The sequence below is a fragment of the Rathayibacter sp. AY2B9 genome (genome assembly GCF_002931595.1).
Classification (GTDB): Bacteria; Actinomycetota; Actinomycetes; order Actinomycetales; family Microbacteriaceae; genus Rathayibacter.
Genome location: NZ_PSUB01000006.1, coordinates 191,727 through 211,341 on the forward strand (window position 1 = coordinate 191,727; position 19,615 = coordinate 211,341).

A 19,615-nucleotide genomic window follows, 5' to 3' on the forward strand; every position below is an offset into this window, starting at 1 on the left:
CAGCAATTGACAACGTTGTCACTCGTGACACGCGCAACGAAGGGCGTTCTTCCGTGCTTTCTCCTCATCACTCGCTCCCACGGCGCAGCGGCCTGGTGGCCGTCGCCGCCGCGCTCTGCCTCGTCGGCGGCGGGCTCTCCGTCCCCGCTGTCTCCGCCGCTCCGCTCGACGCGGCAGCGGAGACCTACCGTCCGGCGATCCACTACTCGCCGACGAAGAACTGGATGAACGACCCGAACGGGCTCGTGTACTACGAGGGGGTCTACCACCTCTACTACCAGTACAACCCGCAGGGGACGCGCTGGGGGAACATGAGCTGGGGCCACGCCACCAGCACCGACCTCACGCACTGGACCGAGCAGCCGCTCGCGATCCCGGGCGATGCGGAGTCGGACATCTTCTCCGGCTCGATCGTCGTGGACAAGGAGAACACCTCCGGATTCGGCACCGCCGAGAACCCGCCCCTGGTGGCGATGTACACGGCCGCGTACAAGACGGGGGAGCAGGCGCAGGCGCTCGCGTACAGCACCGACGCCGGGCAGACGTGGACGAAGTACGAGGGCAACCCGGTCATCGACCGTGACCAGAACGACTTCCGCGACCCGCACGTGTTCTGGTACGACGGCGGCACTCCGGAATCCTCCTACTGGGTGGTCGTCACCGTGGAGGCCGACGACCACAAGGTCCTCCTCCACAAGTCGACGGACCTGCGGAACTGGACCGAGCTCAGCGAGTTCGGCCCGGCCAACGCGACCGGAGGCGTCTGGGAGTGCCCGGACCTGTTCCCGCTGGCGGTCGACGGCGACCCGTCGAACATCAAGTGGGTCATGGTCGTCAACCTCAACCCGGGGGCGGTGGGCGGCGGCTCCGGCGGCCAGTACTTCGTCGGCGACTTCGACGGCACCACCTTCACCTCCGAGTCGACCGTCGGCTCCGACACCCTCCCCGAGGGCACGACCCTCGCCGGCTTCGACGACGGCACCTACAACGGCTGGACCGTGGACAACGAGCCCGGCAACTGGAAGAACGGGCCCTTCGGCTCCGCCCCCGCCACCGGTCCGATCGACGGCCAGCAGACCGTCACCGGCTTCTCGGGGACGGGACTGATCAACGGCTTCAACGACGGCGACTGGCCGGTCGGCACGATGGAGTCGCCCGACTTCACGGTGGACCAGGACCACCTGAACTTCCTCGTCGGCGGCGGGAACCACCCGCACGTCGACGGCACGCAGCTCGCCAACGACCCGCCCGCCGGGAGCGAGCTGCTCTTCGAGGGCTTCGAGTTCCCGGACCAGCAGGGCCTCGCGGACAAGGGCTGGGCAGTGACCGGCGACCTCGCCGGCGGCACCAACCCCTCGACCAGCGGCGGCGAGTTCTTCCTCGGCCAGAAGCGGATCAACACCTTCGACGGCGGACCGAAGGGCGACGACAACCTCGGCACCCTGACCTCGCCGGAGTTCACGATCGACAAGAGCCACCTGAGCATGCTCGTCGGCGGAGGCTTCCGCCCCGAGGGAGACGCCCAGACCCTCGAGGTGCAGCTCGTCGTCGACGGCGAGGTCGTGCAGACCACCGCCGGCACGAACGACGGCGCCCTGAACTGGAAGAGCTGGGACGTCTCGGCCTACCAGGGGAAGGCGGCGCGGATCGTCGTCGTGGACGACGCGACCGGCGGCTGGGGTCACCTGACGGTCGACCACATCGTGCTCGCCGACGCTCCGGCGCAGGTCCGCTCCAACGAGACGAGCGTGAACCTCGTCGTCGACGGGGAGATCGTCCGCACTGCGACCGGCAGCGACAGCGAGACGCTGGACTGGAAGAGCTGGGACGTCGCGGACCTCGCCGGCCGCACGGCGCACCTGCAGGTCGTCGACAACAACCGCGCCGGCTGGGGCCACATCCTCGCCGACCAGTTCATGCTCGCCGACGAGCCCGCGCAGAGCCGCCTCGTCGACTACGACTGGCTCGACTGGGGCCGCGACTACTACGCAGGGGTCACCTTCGACAACGCGCCCGACGACAAGCGGATCATGATCGCGTGGATGAACAACTGGCAGTACGGCGAGGCCATCCCGACCGGGACCTGGAGGGGAGCGATGGCCCTCCCGCGTGAGCTCTCCCTCGAGACCGTCGACGGCGCCCCGAAGCTCGTGCAGAAGGTCGTCGATCAGACCGCGGCCCTCGAGCGCGGCGACGAGGCGTTCACGCTGGGCGCCACGGACATCGCCGACGGTGAGACCGCACTCCCGGCTGCCGCCGAGGGCAGCGTCTACAAGCTCGACGCCGTCTTCAGCGCCGGGGACGCGGACTCCTTCGGCCTCTCGGTCCGCAACTCCGCCGACGGCTCCCAGCGCACGCCGATCACCTACGACGTCGCGTCCGGTCAGCTGAGCGTCGACCGCACCCGCTCGGGCGACGTCGGCTTCGACGCCGACTTCCCGTCGGTCGAGACCGCACCCGTGGCGCTCGACGACGGCGAGCTGCACCTCGAGCTCTACGTCGATCACGCCTCCGTCGAGACGTTCGCGCAGGGCGGCCGCGCGACGATCACCGACCAGGTCTTCCCCGACCCGAGCAGCACGGGAGTCTCGCTCCTCTCCTCCGGAGGGACGGCGCGCCTCGAGAGCCTGACGGTCACACCGCTCACTCCGTCGATGTTCACCGATCCGGCGGCGGTCGCCTCGCTGACCCCCGCGGGCGCGGCGCAGACCGTCGAGACCGGAGCGGCGATCACCGGCCTCGGAGTCACCGCAGCGAACGCGGCCGGCGAGCCGGTGGCGGGCGCGGACGTCGCGTACACGATCGAGGGTCCGGCCCGCTTCGCCGACGGAGGCACGACCGCCGCCGCGACGACCGGCGCCGACGGCTCCGCTCCGCTCCCCGCGGCCACGGCGGGCCCCGGCACGGGTGCCGTCTCGATCACCGCGGTCTCGGGAGGCGTCAGCCGGCTCCTCCCCGTCGTCACCGTCGTCGCCCCGGCGACCCGGGTCGACGTCGACGTGACGATCACCGGCGTGAAGCGCGGCGGCTCGGTCGTGCTGACCGCCACCGCGACCAACGAGGGGAGCACGCCGGTCCGTCTCAGCATCCCGACGGCGTTCGGTGAGCTGAAGGTCGCTTCGCTGGCGGCGGGCCGCACGAAGACGGTCTCGGTCGACACGCACCTCTCGCGGGTGCCGTCGGGCTCGTTCCGCGTGACGGCGACCGCCCCGGACGGGACCCGGGAGACCTTCCGGGTGGCGTACCGCGGCACCGGCAAGTAGCGGCGAGGAGGGGCGGCGGCTCCGGGCTGGACCCGGGGCTGCCGCCCCTTTCCCGCGCCCGCTGCCGGCCGACGGACGAGCCTGTCGCGCGAACGGGACTCCGATGCGTCACGAACGGTCCTCAAGCGCGGCCGGAAGCGACCGTTCGTGACGCCTCGATCGCGGGCCGCGGAACGTGTGCGGGGAACGCCGGACGGAGAGGGGCTGTCAGGCGAGCGGCTCGCGGTCGCGCGTCAGCGGGGCCGCCCGCAGCGCCCGCATGTAGATCCCGTACCGCCGCAGCTGGCCGGCCGCCGCCGCCGCGCGTCCGGGGCGCAGGTCGGACAGCCGGTACACCAGCATCCGCGACGCCATCCCCGTGAGCACGACCGCCCGCCAGGCCTGCTGCTGCAGGTCCGAGCGCGCCATCCGCCAGCCGTACAGGTCGAAGAGGTTGACGATCCAGGCGGTGCCGACGCGGCCGTCGACCCCGCTCGAGGAGCCGCCCATCGCGTGCAGGGCGTGCAGGCGCGGATCGAGGACCACGCGCAGGCCCTCGGCGCGCAGGCGGAGGCAGATCTCGACGTCCTCGGCGTACATGAACCAGCGGTCGGTGAGTCCGCCGACGCGGTCCCAGACGGCGAGCGGGATCATCAGGCAGCCGCCGCTCACCCAGTCGACGTCGCGCGGGCGGCCGTGCAGGTCGGCGGCGAACAGGTAGTGGCCCTCGAAGGAGGGGAAGCGCCGGCCGAGGCGCGAGAGGCCGGTCTGGTGCAGGAGCATCCGGCGGACCGTGGGGGCGTGGCCGGCGGCGACGATCACGACGTCCTCGCCCTCGTTCTCGAGGAGGGGGGAGACGGCGCCGATCGTCGGATCGCTGTCGAGGAGTGACGCGAGCGAGCCGACGACCTCCGCCGAGATCTGCGCGTCGGGGTTCAGCAGCAGCAGGTGCCGGCCGGTGGCGTGGGCGGCGCCGAGGTTGACGGCCCGCGAGAATCCGGCGTTCTCGGTGTTCTCGACGACATGGACGTCCGGGTACTCGGCGCGCAGCACGGCGACCGTCTCGTCGCGCGAGAGGTTGTCGACCACCAGGATCTCGACGCTCTCGTCGCGGCCGGCGAGCGCGTCGAGGCAGGAGCGGATGACGCCGATGCTGTTGTAGGTGACGATCACGATCGACACGGACGGCCCGCTCACGGCAGCACCGCCACCATCGCGGCGCGCAGCCGGGCGACCACGGCGTCCCAGCTGTAGTACTCGAGCACCGGAGTCGGATCGAGCGGCTCCGGCGGGTCGGCGACGAGCTCGCGGATCGACGCCGCGATCGCCGGCACGTCGCGCGGATCGACCAGGCGGGCGTGCTCGCCGAGGATCTCGCGGAACACGGGGATGTCGCTGGCGAGGATCGGCGTGCGGCAGGCCAGGGCCTCGAGGGTCGGCAGGCCGAAGCCCTCGTCGAGGGTGAGGAAGAGGAACAGTGCGGCGTTCTCGTAGAGCCAGCGCAGCTCCTCGGTCTCGATCCGCCCGAGCAGGCGCACCGAGCCGTCGTCGAGTGCGGCGCGCACGGCCGGAGGGAACTCGGTGCGGACGCCCGAGGCCTCGCCGACGACGAGGAGCGGGAAGGAGGGGGAGAGCACTCCCGAGGCGAGAGCGGCCTCGATCGTGGTCGCGAGGTTCTTGCGCGCGTTGAGGCGGCCGACGGCGAGGAGGAAGCCGTCGAGGTCGTCGACGCCGGCGGGCGCCACGGGCTCCGCGGCGGCGAACGCCCGGTTGAGGCCGAGGCCGACGGGCACGGCGCTCGTCGCGGCGGACGTGCGGACGATCCGGCGCGACTCCGCGACGCTGCTCGCGATCACCACGTCGGCGCGGCGGACGCTGAGCGGCATGAGCGAGAAGTAGGCGCGCTCCCTCCGCGTGAACCACTCCGGATTCGTGAGGAAGAGGAAGTCCTGGATGAACACCGCGGACCGCCCCAGAAGGGGGGTGAAGTTGTGCGCCAGTGTGATGTCCGGACGCAGTCGGAGAGAGAGCAGAGAGAGTTCGATAACGGCGCTGATCCCCTGCGGCCGGAGTCTTGTCGGCACTACTCGGGCGATTCCCGCTAACTCCCGTCTCGCCGTCTCCACCCCCGTCAGGGGGACAGCAATGACAAGGGAATCCTCAGGAAAGAGTCGCGCCCAGGAGAAGGTGATCTCTCGCATGACCTCACGGTTGGAGATCGGGCCGCGAATCCACCAATTACCATCGAGCAGGACCCGTAGGGATCCTCGGTGCGAACCTGTGCCGGGCATTCGACCCCTGTCTGGGAATGGGTTCTCATGGATGTCCCGACTGTAGCGAACGGACTCCTGCACCGGACGCCCACGAGTACCGGCCCGAGGGTCGCCGCACCGAGGAGAGGGCCCCATGAGAGCTCGACGCCGCACTGCACTCGTCCGCTGGGCCGTCGCCGCGCTGGGGGCGGTCGTGGTGCTCAACGCGGTCGTCGTCGCCCAGACGCAGGTGGGCTCGGACGCGACCGCCGACTTCCTGAGCTCGGTCACGGCGCTGACCAACATTCTCTCGATCGCCGCCTTCGCGATCGCGGGCCGGAGCGCCTGGCGATCCGCGCGATCCGGGGGCAGGAGGAGTGCTGCGGCACCGGGGGAGTCGCGGGCCGTCACCGCGATGCGCACCCTCAACACCGCCACTCTGCTGAGCATGTCGGGCCTGTTCCTGGTGATCTACGGCCCCGCCGTGCTCGGCGACCCGGCCCAGCTGAACCCGAGCACGGTGGTCCTGCACGTGCTCGTGCCGGCGCTCGCGCTGGTCGAGCTGCTCGCCGTCCCGGGCGCCCGCCCGGTCGACCTCCGGCTGGTCTGGGCGGTGATGGTGTTCCCCGTCCTGTGGTTCGCCTACACCTTCGTCCGGGGCGCTCTCACGTCGCGCTACGTGTACGAGTTCCTGGACCCGGAGCTCTCCGGCGGGGAGCGGATCATCGTCGGGATGACCGTCCTGATCCTCTCGATCTTCTTCCTGATGGGTGTCGCGATCCTGTCCCTCCAGCGGTGGCGAACGGCGGTCCGTTCGCCGCTAGTATGAGCGCCAATACCCGCCTTCGGGGGTGCGAGTAGGCCGTCGAATGAATGCTGTGCACCGTCGCATACGCCTGGTATTGCGACAGCAGATTTCGTCCGGCGATCGCCTGTGACGAGGCGACGCACAACAAAGGGAGAACCGGGACATGGGCAGGTCGGTCGCCATTATCGGCACGCGGGGCTATCCCAGTTACTACGGGGGATTCGAGACAGCCGTCCGACGTCTCGCGCCATACCTCGCGGAGCAGGGATGGGAGGTCACGGTCTACGGAAGGCCGGGCACCACGGCCCTGCAGGACCCGGACCGCGACGAGCGGGTGATCACCCGGCAGACGCGGGGAGTCGAGAGCAAGTCGCTCAGCACCCTCTCCTACGGGCTCACGGCCGCTTTCGACGCGGCGAAGCGCAAGCCCGACGTCGCCCTGGTGCTCAACTGCGCCAACGGCTTCTGGCTGCCGATCCTCAAGCAGCGCGGCATCCCCACCGTCGTCAACGTCGACGGCATCGAGTGGGACCGCGCCAAGTGGGGCCGCTTCGCGAAGTTCGTCTTCCACCAGGGCGCGGTCTGGACCGCCCGCCACGGCGACCGCATGGTCTACGACGCCGCGGCGATCGAGACGCGCTGGAAGCGGGAGTTCGGCCGCGACGGCGACGTCATCCCCTACGGCGGCGACGTCCCCCCGGAGCACCCGGTCGAGCCGGGGCTCACCCACCGCGGCTACGCGCTGATCGTGGCGCGCTTCGTCCCCGAGAACACGGTGCCCGAGTTCATCGAGGCAGCCGAGCGGATCGCGCGGACCCACGACGTGGTCGTCGTCGGCTCCTCCGGCTACGGCGGGCCGATCGACCAGGCGGTCAGCGCCCTCGCGCAGCAGAACGCGCGGGTGCACTGGTTCGGGCACGTCAGCGACGACACCCGGCTCCACTCCCTCTGGCAGCACGCCGGGGCCTACTTCCACGGGCACAGCGTCGGCGGCACCAACCCGGCTCTCGTGCAGGCGATGGCCTGCGGGGCTCCGGTCGTCGCCCGCGACACCGTCTTCAACCGCGAGGTGCTCCAGGAGGCGGGGCGCTTCGTCGCTCCGACCCCGGACGCGATCGCCGAGGGCGTGCTCGCCGTGCTGAACGACCCGATCGAGCAGGAGCGGCTCTCGTACCGCGGGCACCTGCGGGCCGTGCACTCCTACTCCTGGGCCGAGGTGAACGCCGGCTACGAGCGCTCGCTGCTCAGCGTCATCGCCGAGCGGGCCTCCGCGGGAGCGAGCAGGAGCCGGGCGTGAGGGCCCCGCGCGACCTCGGCTACGACGACCTCCTCATCAGCTACCACGTCGGCCCGCTGACGGGCGTGACCGCGGAGCGTGTGCGCACCGCGCTGCGCGACCTCCTCCTCTCGCCCCGCGGCGCCGTGCTCCTGCGGCGCCGCACCCGCCTCCGCGGATGGCGCCGGATCGACGTGGCCGCCGCCCTCGACGCGGCCGAGCGCGCCGTGCGGGTCGTCGACGGCCCGCTCGAGCGCGAGGACCTGGCGCACCGCCTGCTGGCGCCGCAGTTCGCGCCGGGCGAGCTGCCGGTCCGGATCCTGTTCGACGGCGCGACGGTCGGCTTCACCCTCCCGCACAGCCTCTTCGACGGCACGGGAGCGACCGCGGTCGTCGCGCTCGTGATCGAGAAGGTGGGCGCCCCGGGAGCCGACGGCACCGCTCCGAAACCGCTCGCGACCGCTCCGCTGCGCGAGATCGTGGAGCGCTTCGAGCTCACCGGTCTCGCCGGCGCCAGGAGGGCCCGCGACACCTTCCGCACCCTGACCGCCGCGACCGGCACCGGCTACCAGCTGGACGCGACACTCTCGAAGGAGGAGTCGGACCGCCGCGCGCGCCTGGTGACCGCGGTGCTCGGCCCCGAGACGCTCCGGGCGATCGCCGCGACCCCGGAGCAGGCGCGCGACGGCCGGCGCCCCACCCGCCCACCGGTGTCGCTCAAGACCGCGAGCCTCGTGCTCCGCTGCCTGCAGGACTGCGCCGCCGACGGCCTCGACTTCCGCGTCGTCGTACCGGTCGACGCGCGCCGCTGGGTCGCGAAGGGCACCGAGGTCGGCGGCAACCTCTCGCCGTCCCTCCCGCTCGGCCGCCTCCGCGCCGACGACTGGTCCGCGACCTCGCTCCTCGAGCGGCTGTCCGCGGCCACCAGGTCGGGCCTCCCCGCGACCTGGCTGCTCGCGAGCGCGCTGCTGAGCATCAAGACCCTCGTGCAGCACCCGCTGGCACCCCTGCGCACGCCGCGCGGGACGCCCCGCGTGCCGTGGGAGATCCACGTCTCCCTCCCCTCCACCGAGGTGCCCGTCCCGGAGGAGCTGCTGCCGCGGATCGAGCCGGACACCATGGTCGGCGGGATGCCCGCCCACCTGCGCTTCCCGCTCGGCGTCTGGGTCGAGATCGCGCCGCTGCGCGACAGCATGCACCTGACCGTCCACGACGAGACCGGCACCTTCGCTCTCGACGGCTTCGAGGAGCGGCTGCTCGCCGCCGTCGGCGCCCGGGCCGCGGAGGCCTCGTGAGCGGGCTGCTGCGCCTCCTGAACTCCCCGATCACCATGCTCGCGAGCCGCCTCTCGGTGGCGGCGCTCGGGCTGGTCAGCGCCCCGCTCATCGCGCAGGCCCTCGGCCCGAGCGGACGCGGCGAGACGGCCGCGGCCCTCGCCTCGATGTACCTGATCCCGATCGTGCTCGCGCTCGGCATGCCCCTCGAGATCCGCCGGCGCGTGCTCGCCGCGGCGGGCGACCTGGGCGCGGTGCGCACGGCCAGGCGGCTCGCGCTGCTGACCGCGATCCCGGCGGCGCTGATCGCCTGGCTGCTCACCTCCACCCTCCTCTCGGCGCTCGACGAGGCGGCCACGATCGCGGTGTTCGTCGCGATCACCGGGACCCCGCTGATGGTCTGCTGGATGATCGACATCGGCGTCGTCGGGGCGCAGCGCCGCTTCGGAGCGGTCGCGCTGCTCCAGGCCACGCAGCCGCTGGTCTACGTCGGCGGGATCGTGGTGCTGTTCCTCCTCGACTCGATCACCGTCTCGGGCGTGATCTGGTCGAACTTCGCCGGCTCCGTGATGACCGCGCTGATCGGCTCGCTGCTCAACCGACCCCGCGGAGCCGCTCCGGCGCCCTGGCGGCCGCTCGTCCGCGGCTCCGTCACCTTCTACGGCGCGCAGGCCTCGGACGCCGCGTACCAGCGCCTCGACCAGGTGATCATGCTGCCGCTGATCGGCTCGCACCAGGCCGGTCTCTACTCGGTCGCCGTGACGATCGGCACGCTGCCCGTGTTCCTCGCGCACGCGGTCGCCGCTCCGGTCTTCTCGGACATCAGCCGGACGGAGGGGGGCGCCCGCGTCACCGCGACCGGCGACGCGCTGCGCTCGGCCTTCGCGGTCGGCGTGGCCTCGGCCGTGTTCCTCGCCGTCGTCACCCCCTGGGGCGTGCCGTTCCTCTTCGGCGACGAGTTCGCGGAGGCGATGCCCGCGGTCTTCTTCGCGATCCTCGGCTCCGTCTTCGTGGTCGTCACCGTCAGCGCCGGCGAGGTGCTCTCGGCGCGCAACCGCGGCATCAGCCTCACCGTCGCGCAGGGCGCCGGGCTGATCACCTGCCTCGTGCTCCTGTTCGCCTTCGGCCCGGCGAACGGCGCGATCGCCGCCGCCATCGCCAACGCGAGCGGGATCCTGATGGCGCTGGTGGTGATGGTGCTCGCGATCCGGCCCCCGGCGCGGACCATCGTCCCGCGGCCCTCCGACGTGCCGCTGGTCGTCCGGCGCCTCACGATGCGGGGCGGCGCGGCATGACCCGCACCGCGGCGCCGCTGCCCCGGGCGGGCTCCCGCACGGTCGCCCGCGGACCGGTGCGCACCCGCCGCACGCTCCGCGCCCTCCTCGGCCGCGACGGGCTCGGCCTGCCGTGGCTGGGCGTCCTGCTGCTGGTCTTCGCCCTCCCCGCGAACGGAGTCGCCTCCGCGTTCCTGCCGGGCGCCTCGGCGACCGCGTTCGGCGCGATCAAGGACGCCACGATCCTCGGGCTCTTCCTGCTCGTGCTGGTCAGCGGGCGGATCAAGCGGGTGCCGGTGCCGATCGTCGTGCTCGTGCTGATGATCGTCGGCCTCGGCGCCGTCTCGGCCGTCTGGACCGAGAACCCGATCCAGGCCGCCTACGGCTGGCGCAACGACTTCCTGCCGTTCCTCGCGCTCATCGTGGTGCCCGCGGTGCTCGAGAAGCGCCACCTCGGGATCCTCGCGACCGCGTTCGTCGTCGCGCTGCAGCTCTCGTCGATCACGACGATCCTCACCTGGAACCAGGGGCTCGACTGGCTGTTCACCCTCGGGGTGTTCCCGCTGGCTCCCGGGACGCCGTTCCCGTCCTCCCTCTTCGTCGCCGGGAGCATCGTGCCCCGCGGCTTCAGCCCCTACAGCGCCCCGAACGAGAGCGCCGTCGCCGTCACGATCGCGCTCGCCGTGCTGTGGACCCGCCCCCGCTGGCCGCTGTGGCTGAAGGGCGCTCTGACGCTCCTGCCGCTGGTGGCCGTCTACCTGACGCAGTCCCGGAGCGGCTACATCGGCCTGGCGATGCTCGCGGTGACCCTGGTGGCCTGGGCGCTGTTCCGCGCGAAGCCGATGCTGGTGTGGGCGATGCTCACCGTGACCACGGCCGCGGCCGTCGGCGGAGTCACGCTCTACCTCTACATCGACAAGGTGATCTCGCACGTCGCCGACCCGTCGCTGATCGGCCACAGCGACAGCCTGCTCGAGAACATCCCGCTGCTCGTCGCGCACCCGTTCGGCTTCGGCCTCGGCAAGGTCGGCCCGCGCGCGCAGCTGTACTCGACCGACAGCGTCCTCGTCGAGAGCTTCTTCCTCGTGCTCGCGATCGAGTCGGGGATCATCGTGATGCTGCTGTTCGCCGCGCTGCTGGTGTATCTGTTCCTCCGCGGGCTGCGCGCGCCGACCCTCGACAGCTTCCTGCCCACGGCCGTGGTCGCGGGCACGCTGGTCAGCTACACGGTGCTGCCGACGCTCCAGGAGGGTCCGGTGGCGTACACGCTCTGGATCGTCTGCGGCATGGGCGTCGTGGCGGGGCGGGCCGAGCAGGCGGTGCGAGCGGGCACCGCCCGGGTCCGCGAGCCCTCACCCTCGCGCAACGCCGCCCACCTCGACGGGCCGCGCGCCGGCACCGGGGCGCACGTCGTCACTCCCCGCGAGGAGGGGCGCCGGCACCGGCTGCAGCGCTCCCGGGTCTCAGGCGGACGCCGTCGCCGCGGCGGTGACGACCGTGCTGCGGGGAGCCTGCGCGACCACGGTCCCGAGGACGTCGCCCCCGACGTCCCGTAGCCGGTCGGCCGCGGCGACGAGGTCGGCCGAGGACGAGACACCGGCGCCCGCGACGAGGACGGTCGTGGCGACCATCTTGCCCAGCAGCACCGCGTCGGTGGCCGAGAGGATCGCGGGGGAGTCGACGATCACGTGGTCGTAGCGGCGCGAGAGGTGCGCGATCACGCGCTCCATCGCGGGGGTGCCGATCAGGTCGCTCGGGTTCGCCTGGCTGCCGCCGGCCGTGAGCACCGTGACGCCCTGCGCGCTGACGGGCAGCGACCCGTCGGCGGGCAGGGTGCCGGTGCGGAGCAGGTCGGCGAGGGTCGGTCCGCCCGTGGGGACGCGGAAGACCGTCGACTGCGCCGGGTCGCGCAGGTCGGCGTCGATCAGCACCACGGTGCGGCCGATCTGGGCGATCGAGACGGCGAGGTTCGCGGCCACCGTGCTCTTGCCGTCGCCCTCGCGGGCGGAGGTGACGAGCAGGGTGCGCTCGTGGGTGCCGGAGCCGAAGAGGAGCGTCGTGCGCAGCATCCGGAACGACTCGGCGACGGCGCTGCGGCCGTCCACGACGAGGGGGGAGCGGCGGACGGCCGTGTCGAAGGGGATCGACTCGAGCACAGGCAGGGTGGTGCCGGCGGCGACGTCCTTCGCCGAGCGGATGCGGGAGTCGCCGAGTGAGCGCAGCACGACGACACCGACGCCGAGGATGAGGCCGGTCGCTCCGCCGAGCACGAGGTAGACGAGGAGGTCGGGGCTGAGCGGCGAGCCCGGCACGGACGCCGCCTCGAGCACCTTCACGTCGACCCGGCTCGCGCCGCCCGTGACGGGGCGCTCGATCTGCGCGACGTAGCTGCGCAGGCTCTCGGCGACCGCGTCGGCGATCCGCGCGGCCTGCTCGGCGTCGGCGTCGACCACGTCGATGCTCATGATGACCGTGCCGGGGAGCGCGGCCGGAGTGACCTCGCCCGCCAGGTCGCCGACGGTCATGTCGAGTCCGAGGTCGTCGATGACGGGCTGCAGCACCGAACTCGAGTCGACCAGCGCGACGTAGGAGGCCACCCGGGCCTCGGCACTCGTGAAGGAGGCGCCGACCTCGGCGCTGGACTGGTTGTCGGCGGTCGCCACGGAGACGAACACGGTCGTCTGCGCCCGGTACTCCGACTCCGACGCCATGGTCGCCACGGAGGCGGCCGCGAGGCCGAGGGCGACGAAGATCGAGATGACGAGCCAGCCCCGGCGGAGAAGACGTCCGTACTCGCGAATTCCCACAGTGCCGTCCTTGTCGAGGAGGGATCCGGCGGACCGGATCGAGACGATGAGCGTGCTGGTGTCGATCCTGGCAGAACCGCGCCGCGTGTCACCGGCGCCGGGCCGAGCCAGCACCCCGGACAGGCGCGGGAGAGGAGCCCGCGGCGGGATCGGGGGGTCAGGGCTGTCGGATCCCGCCCGGTCGGCGTCGCGAGACGACGGACGGCCACTCGTCCGGAACGCCTCCGCTCCCGTCGAGGGGCCGCCCCCGACCGCGCCTACTTCTTGTAGCTCCTGGTGACGGTGTTGTTCGCGGGGGTGGGGTCGCCGATCGCGGTGGAGCTCTTGGCGGTGATCGTCGACGTGCCCGCCCGGGGGGTGAGGACGACGGTCCGGGTGGTGCTCTGCCCGGCTCCGAGGGTGGGGATCTTCCAGGTGAGGACGGTCGTCCCGGCGATCCTGCCGGGGGTGCGGGTGGCGCCTCCGGTGTCGGTGACGCTGGTGGGGACGATCATCTGGATGACGGTGGATCCGGTGTCGCGGGTGCCGACGTTGGTGACGGTGGTGGTGGCGGTGAGGGTCCTCCCGGTGATCCTCGTGGCGGTGGGGGTGAGGGCGACCTTGAGGTCGGCGCGGCTGCCCGGGACGACCTTGACGATGCGGGTGGCGGCCGCGGCGGCCCAGGTGCCGTCACCGGCCTGAGCGGCGGTGACGGTGCAGGCGCTGGTCCCCGTGAGGGTGACGGTGCCCGCGGAGGTGACTGTGCACGGGCCGGCGGCGGTGTAGGTCACCGCGAGACCGGAGGAGGCCCGCGCGGCGAGGGAGTAGGCGACTCCGGTGGCGGGGGTCGCCGAGGTGTTCGCGGTGAACGCGACGGTCTGCGGCTTCTTCTCGACCGACGCGGCGGTCACCGCGAGGGTGCGGGTCGCCCGCGGGGAGGCGTCGCGGTCGGCGTCGCCGGCCTGGTCGAGGGTCAGCACGCAGTCGCCCGGAGCGGTGAAGGTCACGGTGCCGCCCGCGACGGTGCAGGCCGCGGAGGCGGTCCCGAGGACGATCGGGGCGCTCGACGCGCCGCCGGTGACGGTCGGAGTCCACGTTCCTCCGACGACCGCCGCGGGAGCGGTGGAGGTGAAGGCGACCGTCTGCGCAGCCCTGCCGATCGTGAAGGCGCGCTCGGCGCGAGCAGCGGCGTGCGCAGCGTCGCCGGCCTGCTCGAGGGTCAGGGTGCAGGTGCCGGCGTGGTCGTAGGAGACCGAGCCCCCGGAGACCGAGCAGGCCCCCGAGGCGGTGAGGCGGGGATCCGCGGAGGAGGGGCCTCGGACGATCACCGGCGTGGACGATCCGCCGACGACCGCGTCGCCCGGAGCCTCGCCGCCGAACGAGACGGACCCGGCGGCCAGGCCCACCGCGATGGTCTGCGAGACCTGCGGAGCGGCGAGATGACCGGAGTCCCCGGCCTGATCGGCCGTGACGGTGCAGGTGCCGGCGCCTCCGAAGGTGACGACGCCGTCCGTCAGGGTGCAGGCGCCTGAGGCGGCGAGCACGACCGGCTGCCCGGACGCGCCGCCCGTCGCGGCGGGCGTGTAGGTGCCGCCCGGGACGGCGGGGGAGGGGGGAGTGGAGGTGAAGGCGATCGTCTGGGCCGGGAGGGTCACCTGAACGGTGCCGGTGACGTTCGGAGCCTGCTGATAGGTGGAGTCGCCCTGCTGGAACGCGTAGTACGAGCAGGTGCCGACAGCGGTGAGGAGGATGTCGACGGAGCCCGGATCGACCCGGGTCGTGCGGCAGGCGTCGTACGCGACGGCGAAGGCGGGCAGGCCCGAGCTCGCGGTCACCGTGAGGGTGACGGTGTCGCCGACGGCTCCGGTCGTGGGAGGGGTCGGGGCGAGGGTGATCGTCTGGGGTCCCTTCCGCACAGTGAAGGTGGACGACCGCTGCAGAGCGGGCGCGTAGTCCGCGTTCCCGAGCTGGTCGGCGGTGACGACGCACTCCTCGCCGACCTCGGTGAAGGTCACCACGCCGTCGGCGATGGTGCAGCCGCCGGTCGCGCCGTAGGTCGTGGGGAGCCCCGACGTGGCTGTCGCGACGGGGGAGTAGGTGGCGGAGCGCGCGGTGTCGATGCCGTGCGGGTAGTCGTAGACGATGCTCTGCGGGAGGCGGTCGACGGTGAACGATCCGGTGCGCTGCGGCGCGGGGAGGTAGAGCTCCGAGCCCTCCTGGTCGAAGCGGATGGTGCAGGTGCCCGGGCGGAGGTTGCGCACGGAGGTGCCGCCGATGATCGAGCAGACCTCCGGGGTCGTGCTCGTGACCGTGACCGGCAGACCGCTGCCGGCACTGGCGCGGAGGTCGGCGTCCTCATCCGTCGTGAGAGCGCTCGTGGGGAGGCGGAAGTCGATGCTCTGCGCCTTCCGCACCACCTCCTCCACCGGCTTCGCGACCACCGTGAAGCTCGTCTCGACCGTCGGCGCCGACGCGTAGCGCTGGTCGCCGGGCTGGCCGGCGCGGACGACGCAGGTCCCCGCGGCGACGCCCGCGAACACGGACCGGCTCAGTCCCTCGAAGAGGAACGGAGTGCCGTCGAGCCGGCAGACCTCCGGCGTCGTGGTCGTGAAGTCCACCGGGAGACCCGAGGTGGACGTCGCGGTCACCGAGTAGGAGCCGGTCGAGTACGCGTAGCCCGCCAGCGCGAAGGCGACCGACTGGGACCTGGGCGAGAGAGTCCTGGTGCGGACGACGTCCGGAGCCGCGGTCCAGCCCGTGCCCCCGGCCTGGGAGGCGGTGATGGAGCAGAGCCCGCCGACCCGGCCGACCGCGCGTCCCGCGGTCACCGTGCACACGTCAGGAGTGGTGCTGACGTAGGTCACCGGCAGACCCGAGGACGCGGTGGCCTGCAGGACGAGGTCCCGACCGTCGGTGTCGAGGCCGGTCAGCTCCGGGAACGCGATCGTCTGCCCGGTCTGCGCGGTGAGGGTGAAGGTCGAGCGCGTGATCGGCGTCCGTGCGTAGACGACGGGATCCCGGTTGTACCCGTTGAATCCGGTGTAGAGCGCGCGGATCTCGTGGCTCCCGCGCGCGAATCCCTCCGGGACCTCGATGCTCACGGTCTCGGACGTCTCCGCACCGGTCAGCGCGACGGTGCCGAGCGGTCGCTGCGTCTGGCCGGTGAACTCGGTGAACGAGATCGATCCTCCGCCGATCTGCTCCGGCTTCCTCGTGTAGCCGGTGTCGACGTCCCGGTACGAGTTCTTCGAGAGAGTGGCGGTGAGGGTCGTGGGGACGTCGATCGCGGTCGTCGACGCGCTCACCGTCATGGTGGCGTCGGGGAGCCAGGCGACCAGTGCGTCGCCGACCTTGTAGGGGCTGAGCCCGGGATCGGCGATCGGCCAGCTCCCTCCGCCTCCGCCTCCGCCGCCGGCTGCTCCCAGGTTGGTGTAGATGAACTCGCCGCCGCCCGCTCCGCCTCCGCCGCCGCCCGCCGATCCGGCGCCGCCCTGTCCGCCGCTGGCGTAGACGTCGCCCGAGGCCCGCGCGCCTGCTCCGCCGAAGCCGTGAGGATCGGCGCCCAGGCCGTCCCAGAACATGTGCCCGGTCCCGCCGCTCGCCTCCGAGCCGAACGTCGGGACGGCATCGAGGAAGCCGCCGAGGTAGGCGGTGTCGCCACCGCTGCCGCCGGTCCCCGGGGTGTCGATCGTCGCGCCGCCGCCGCCGCCACCGGGGAAGCCGCCGGTGCCGTGGCCCGCTTCGCCCGGCCGGCCGGCGGCACCGCCGTCGGAGCCGTCGTACAGGATGGTCGCGTTCGATCCGCTTCCTCCGCCCGCGGCGACGGCGATGACATCGCCGCCGACGGGGTCGCAGTTCTCGTCGGGTTCGCTGAAGGACACCCACTTGGCGTCCCCACCCCCCTCGAAGCCCCCGCTCCGGAGGCTTCCCCAGTAGATCGTCTGACCGGGCGTCACCTTCACGTCGTAGAGCGTGAGAGCCGCGCCGGCGCCGCCGGTGCCCCCGGTGTTCCCCACGCTGTCGAAGTCCTGACCGTCGGCGCCTCGGTTTCCCCGGGCGGTGACGTCGGCGGTGTGGACGTTCGCAGGCACAGTGAACCTGCCGTCCGTCGTGCACGCGTCGAAGAACCGATTGGCGGAGGCGGGGGGTGCGCCGACCAGCGTGAGCGCCGCGGCGGCGAGAACCACCGCGAGACCGCCGGCGAGGGGGCGCCGGAGGCGGGACCGCGTCGAGGGGGACGGGGTCGAGGGGAACGGGTTCGAGCGCATGGCGGGCCTTCCGGACGCCCGGGCGGGTCGGGGGATCCGATTCTCAGGCGATCCGCAGGTTACGGGCGAGGCGACGGCAGTGCCAGAGGAAGCGGGGAGCGCGGGCTTAACGGGGGGTGACGCATCGGCGGGCTATGCCGGGGAGGCCGGACGGCCGTGGTCCGAGGGGTCGATCCGGATGGCGCACTCGAGGAGCTCGGCGCTCCTCCACAGGGCGCGGATCAGCGCGGGCATCCCCGGGAGCGATCGTCACGATCCCGAGCCCTCAGGACTCGGAGCCCCGCCGGACCCGCAGCCGCGTCTCCTCGAGGTCGAGCAGCGACTGGGCGTCGCGGAGGATGCGCTGCGGGTAGGCGCGGCGCGAGCGCGCGTCCAGCAGCGCCTCCCGCTCGGCCGCGACCACGGCGAGGCGCAGCGCCCGGTAGAGGCGGTGCGGAGTGTCCGCGACCGACCGCTCCGTGCCGCGCGAGCGCTCCCAGGCGGCCTCGGAGCGGAGGAACGACGTCTGCCGCACCCGCTCCAGGACGTCCGGAGCGACGCCGTCGGCACCCTCGACGGCGTTGCCCGGGTGCTCCAGCACCGAGAGGCCCTTCTCGGTGATCTCGTCGAGCAGGCCCGCGAGCGCGCGCTGGTCCTCGGGCACGTCGATCCCGCGGATGCCCAGCGCCCGGATCAGCAGCGGCAGCGTGCTGCCCTGGATCAGCAGGGTCGCGACGGCCACGGTGAAGGCGATCAGCACGAGCTGCGGACGGTACGGGATGTCCTCGGGCAGCGACTGCGCGGCCGCGAGGGTCACCACTCCGCGCATCCCGGACCAGCCGAGCACCAGACCGCCGCGCCAGCCGATGCCGTTGCGGCTGAAGTGCCGGTAGTCGCTGCGCCGCAGCAGGTAGCGCCGCTTCGCTCGGCCGCGCTCCTCCTTCGGCAGCTCCTGCGCCTCGGGCGACTCGAGCAGCTCCTTCTGCTCGCGGGCCCGGCGCTCGGCCCGGCGGGTCTGCCAGCGCTCGCCGAGGAGGACCGGCCCGACCCAGAGGAAGCGCACGACGATCAGCCCGACCACCGCGATCAGCCCGATCCCGACCGCTCCGGGCACGGAGAGGCGCGCGCTGTCGGCGTCGTGGATCAGCGAGCGGATCTCGAGACCGATCAGCAGGAACACGCCGTTCTCGAGCAGGAACTGCACGGTCCGCCAGTTGATCCGGTCGTTCACCCGCGACTGGGCGGTGAAGGCGCGGGAGGAGGCGTGTCCGGTGTGCAGGCCGGCGACGACCACGGCGAGCACGCCCGAGGCGCCCAGGCCCTCGGCGGGGATGAACGCGACGAAGGGGACGATGAAGGAGAGGACGGTGTTGAGCACCGGGTCCTCGAGCCGCGAGCGGACGAAGACGGTGACGACGCTGGCCACGAACCCGACCACGACGGCCACGACGACCGCGTAGAGGAAGTCGCCGATCGCGGCCCACGGCGTCGCGAGCGTCCCCGCGGCGGCGGCGAGGGCCGAGCGGAGGAGGACCAGCGCGGTCGCGTCGTTGATCAGCCCCTCGCCCTCGAGCAGGGTGAGCAGCCGCGGCGGGAGGCCGAGCCGCCGGCCGACCGAGGTCGCGGCGACGGCGTCGGGCGGGCTGATGATCGCGCCCACGGCGATCGCCAGGCCCAGCCCGAGCTCGGGGAGGAGGAGGAAGAGGAGCGCGCCGACGCCGGCCGCCGAGATCAGCACCAGCACGACCGACAGGCCGGTGATGGTGGTCAGATTCCGGCGGAAGTCGATGAACGGGACGCTGAGCGCCGCCGCGTACAACAGTGGCGGCAGCACGCCGTCGAGCACCCACTCGTGCGGGACGACCACCTCCGGCACCCCGGGGATGTACGAGAGGCCGACGCCGGCGAGCACGAGGACGATCGGGGCGGCGACGCCGAGGCGCCGCGAGAAGACGGCGACCGCGACGAGGACCGAGACGCCGACGATCGCGGCGATGCCCAGCTCCATCAGCGGAGGCTCTCAAGGGCGCAGAAGGGCATGGTCTCGTCTCCAGGGGGTGGCGGGCGATCGCCCGGGACGAGTCTGCGCCTCTCGGCGGATGCTGGGCAGGGGGTTGCGAGCACCCGGCGTCCCGCGCCGGGGTCAGCCGTCGTCGCGAGCGGCGCGGCGGTCGAGCAGGCGGGCGAGTCCGAGGAGGAGCGCCATGGCGCCGAGCGCCGCGACGGCCAGGGCGAGCGCGGCGCCGGGCTCGAGCGTGATCCCGCGCTCGACGACCTGCGCGCGCAGCACCGGGTCGGCCGAGACGACGAGCAGGCCGATCGAGGCGGCGGCGAGGACGAGTCCGTAGAGGACGGCGCCGACGCGGATCCGCGGGCGGGCGGTGGCTGACATGGAGGTCCTTCGATCACGAGCAGGAGACGCGATCGAGGCAAGCAGGGGGAGGGGGCGCCGATGC

The 19,615-nt window shown here is 72.7% G+C and carries 12 protein-coding genes; 6 read left to right on the forward strand and 6 right to left on the reverse strand.

Annotated features, from left to right (window positions below; translation table 11 throughout):
• Positions 1-224 precede the first annotated feature (224 nt).
• Positions 225-3,263, forward strand: a complete 3,039-nt coding sequence (locus C5C25_RS08160) for a GH32 C-terminal domain-containing protein (RefSeq protein ID WP_104250310.1) — start codon at positions 225-227, stop codon at positions 3,261-3,263.
• 207 nt (positions 3,264-3,470) lie between these two features.
• Here C5C25_RS08160 and C5C25_RS08165 read toward each other — a convergent pair whose 3' ends face one another.
• Both C5C25_RS08165 and C5C25_RS16510 read right to left on the reverse strand, forming a co-directional pair.
• A complete protein-coding gene (locus C5C25_RS08165; RefSeq protein WP_181133667.1) occupies positions 3,471-4,424 on the reverse strand; it encodes a glycosyltransferase family 2 protein in 954 nt (317 codons plus the stop codon).
• Positions 4,425-4,435: 11 nt separating this feature from the next.
• On the reverse strand, positions 4,436-5,203 hold the full coding sequence (locus tag C5C25_RS16510) for a glycosyltransferase family 1 protein (protein WP_181133668.1): 768 nt from the start codon (positions 5,201-5,203) through the stop codon (positions 4,436-4,438).
• Between the two features lie 445 nt (positions 5,204-5,648).
• On the opposite strand from C5C25_RS16510, the gene C5C25_RS16515 reads away from it, so the two are divergent.
• The 5 genes from C5C25_RS16515 (at position 5,649) to C5C25_RS08195 (ending at position 11,682) form a co-directional block, all read left to right on the forward strand.
• The gene (locus tag C5C25_RS16515; RefSeq protein ID WP_181133669.1) at positions 5,649-6,323 is read left to right on the forward strand and encodes a Pr6Pr family membrane protein; all 675 of its coding nucleotides are present in this window, start codon (positions 5,649-5,651) and stop codon (positions 6,321-6,323) included.
• A gap of 142 nt (positions 6,324-6,465) precedes the next feature.
• The gene (locus C5C25_RS08180; RefSeq protein ID WP_104250288.1) at positions 6,466-7,599 is read left to right on the forward strand and encodes a glycosyltransferase; all 1,134 of its coding nucleotides are present in this window, start codon (positions 6,466-6,468) and stop codon (positions 7,597-7,599) included.
• Positions 7,596-8,873: a hypothetical protein gene (locus C5C25_RS16285; protein WP_146079457.1), complete on the forward strand. Its 1,278-nt coding sequence runs from the start codon at positions 7,596-7,598 to the stop codon at positions 8,871-8,873. Before C5C25_RS08180 ends, C5C25_RS16285 begins: the two co-directional genes overlap by 4 nt.
• Positions 8,870-10,147 carry a lipopolysaccharide biosynthesis protein gene (locus tag C5C25_RS08190; RefSeq protein ID WP_104250290.1) on the forward strand — a complete coding sequence of 426 codons (1,278 nt, stop codon included), beginning with the start codon at positions 8,870-8,872 and terminating at the stop codon, positions 10,145-10,147. Before C5C25_RS16285 ends, C5C25_RS08190 begins: the two co-directional genes overlap by 4 nt.
• On the forward strand, positions 10,144-11,682 hold the full coding sequence (locus C5C25_RS08195; protein WP_104250291.1) for an O-antigen ligase: 1,539 nt from the start codon (positions 10,144-10,146) through the stop codon (positions 11,680-11,682). Before C5C25_RS08190 ends, C5C25_RS08195 begins: the two co-directional genes overlap by 4 nt.
• Here the strand turns inward: C5C25_RS08195 and C5C25_RS08200 are convergent.
• The 4 genes from C5C25_RS08200 to C5C25_RS08220 all read right to left on the reverse strand — a co-directional run bounded on the left by C5C25_RS08200 (position 11,590) and on the right by C5C25_RS08220 (position 19,551).
• The gene (locus tag C5C25_RS08200; protein WP_146079458.1) at positions 11,590-12,933 is read right to left on the reverse strand and encodes a polysaccharide biosynthesis tyrosine autokinase; all 1,344 of its coding nucleotides are present in this window, start codon (positions 12,931-12,933) and stop codon (positions 11,590-11,592) included. The genes C5C25_RS08195 and C5C25_RS08200 overlap by 93 nt on opposite strands.
• A gap of 257 nt (positions 12,934-13,190) precedes the next feature.
• Positions 13,191-17,180 (reverse strand): DUF11 domain-containing protein, encoded by a 3,990-nt coding sequence (locus C5C25_RS16520; RefSeq protein ID WP_181133670.1) that lies wholly within the window; start codon positions 17,178-17,180, stop codon positions 13,191-13,193.
• A 265-nt stretch (positions 17,181-17,445) separates the two neighbouring features.
• Complete coding sequence (locus tag C5C25_RS08215) at positions 17,446-19,167, reverse strand: sodium:proton antiporter (RefSeq protein ID WP_104250294.1); 1,722 nt, start codon at positions 19,165-19,167, stop codon at positions 17,446-17,448.
• Positions 19,168-19,302: 135 nt separating this feature from the next.
• Positions 19,303-19,551, reverse strand: a complete 249-nt coding sequence (locus C5C25_RS08220; RefSeq protein WP_104250295.1) for a hypothetical protein — start codon at positions 19,549-19,551, stop codon at positions 19,303-19,305.
• Between the last annotated feature and the right edge of the window lie 64 nt (positions 19,552-19,615).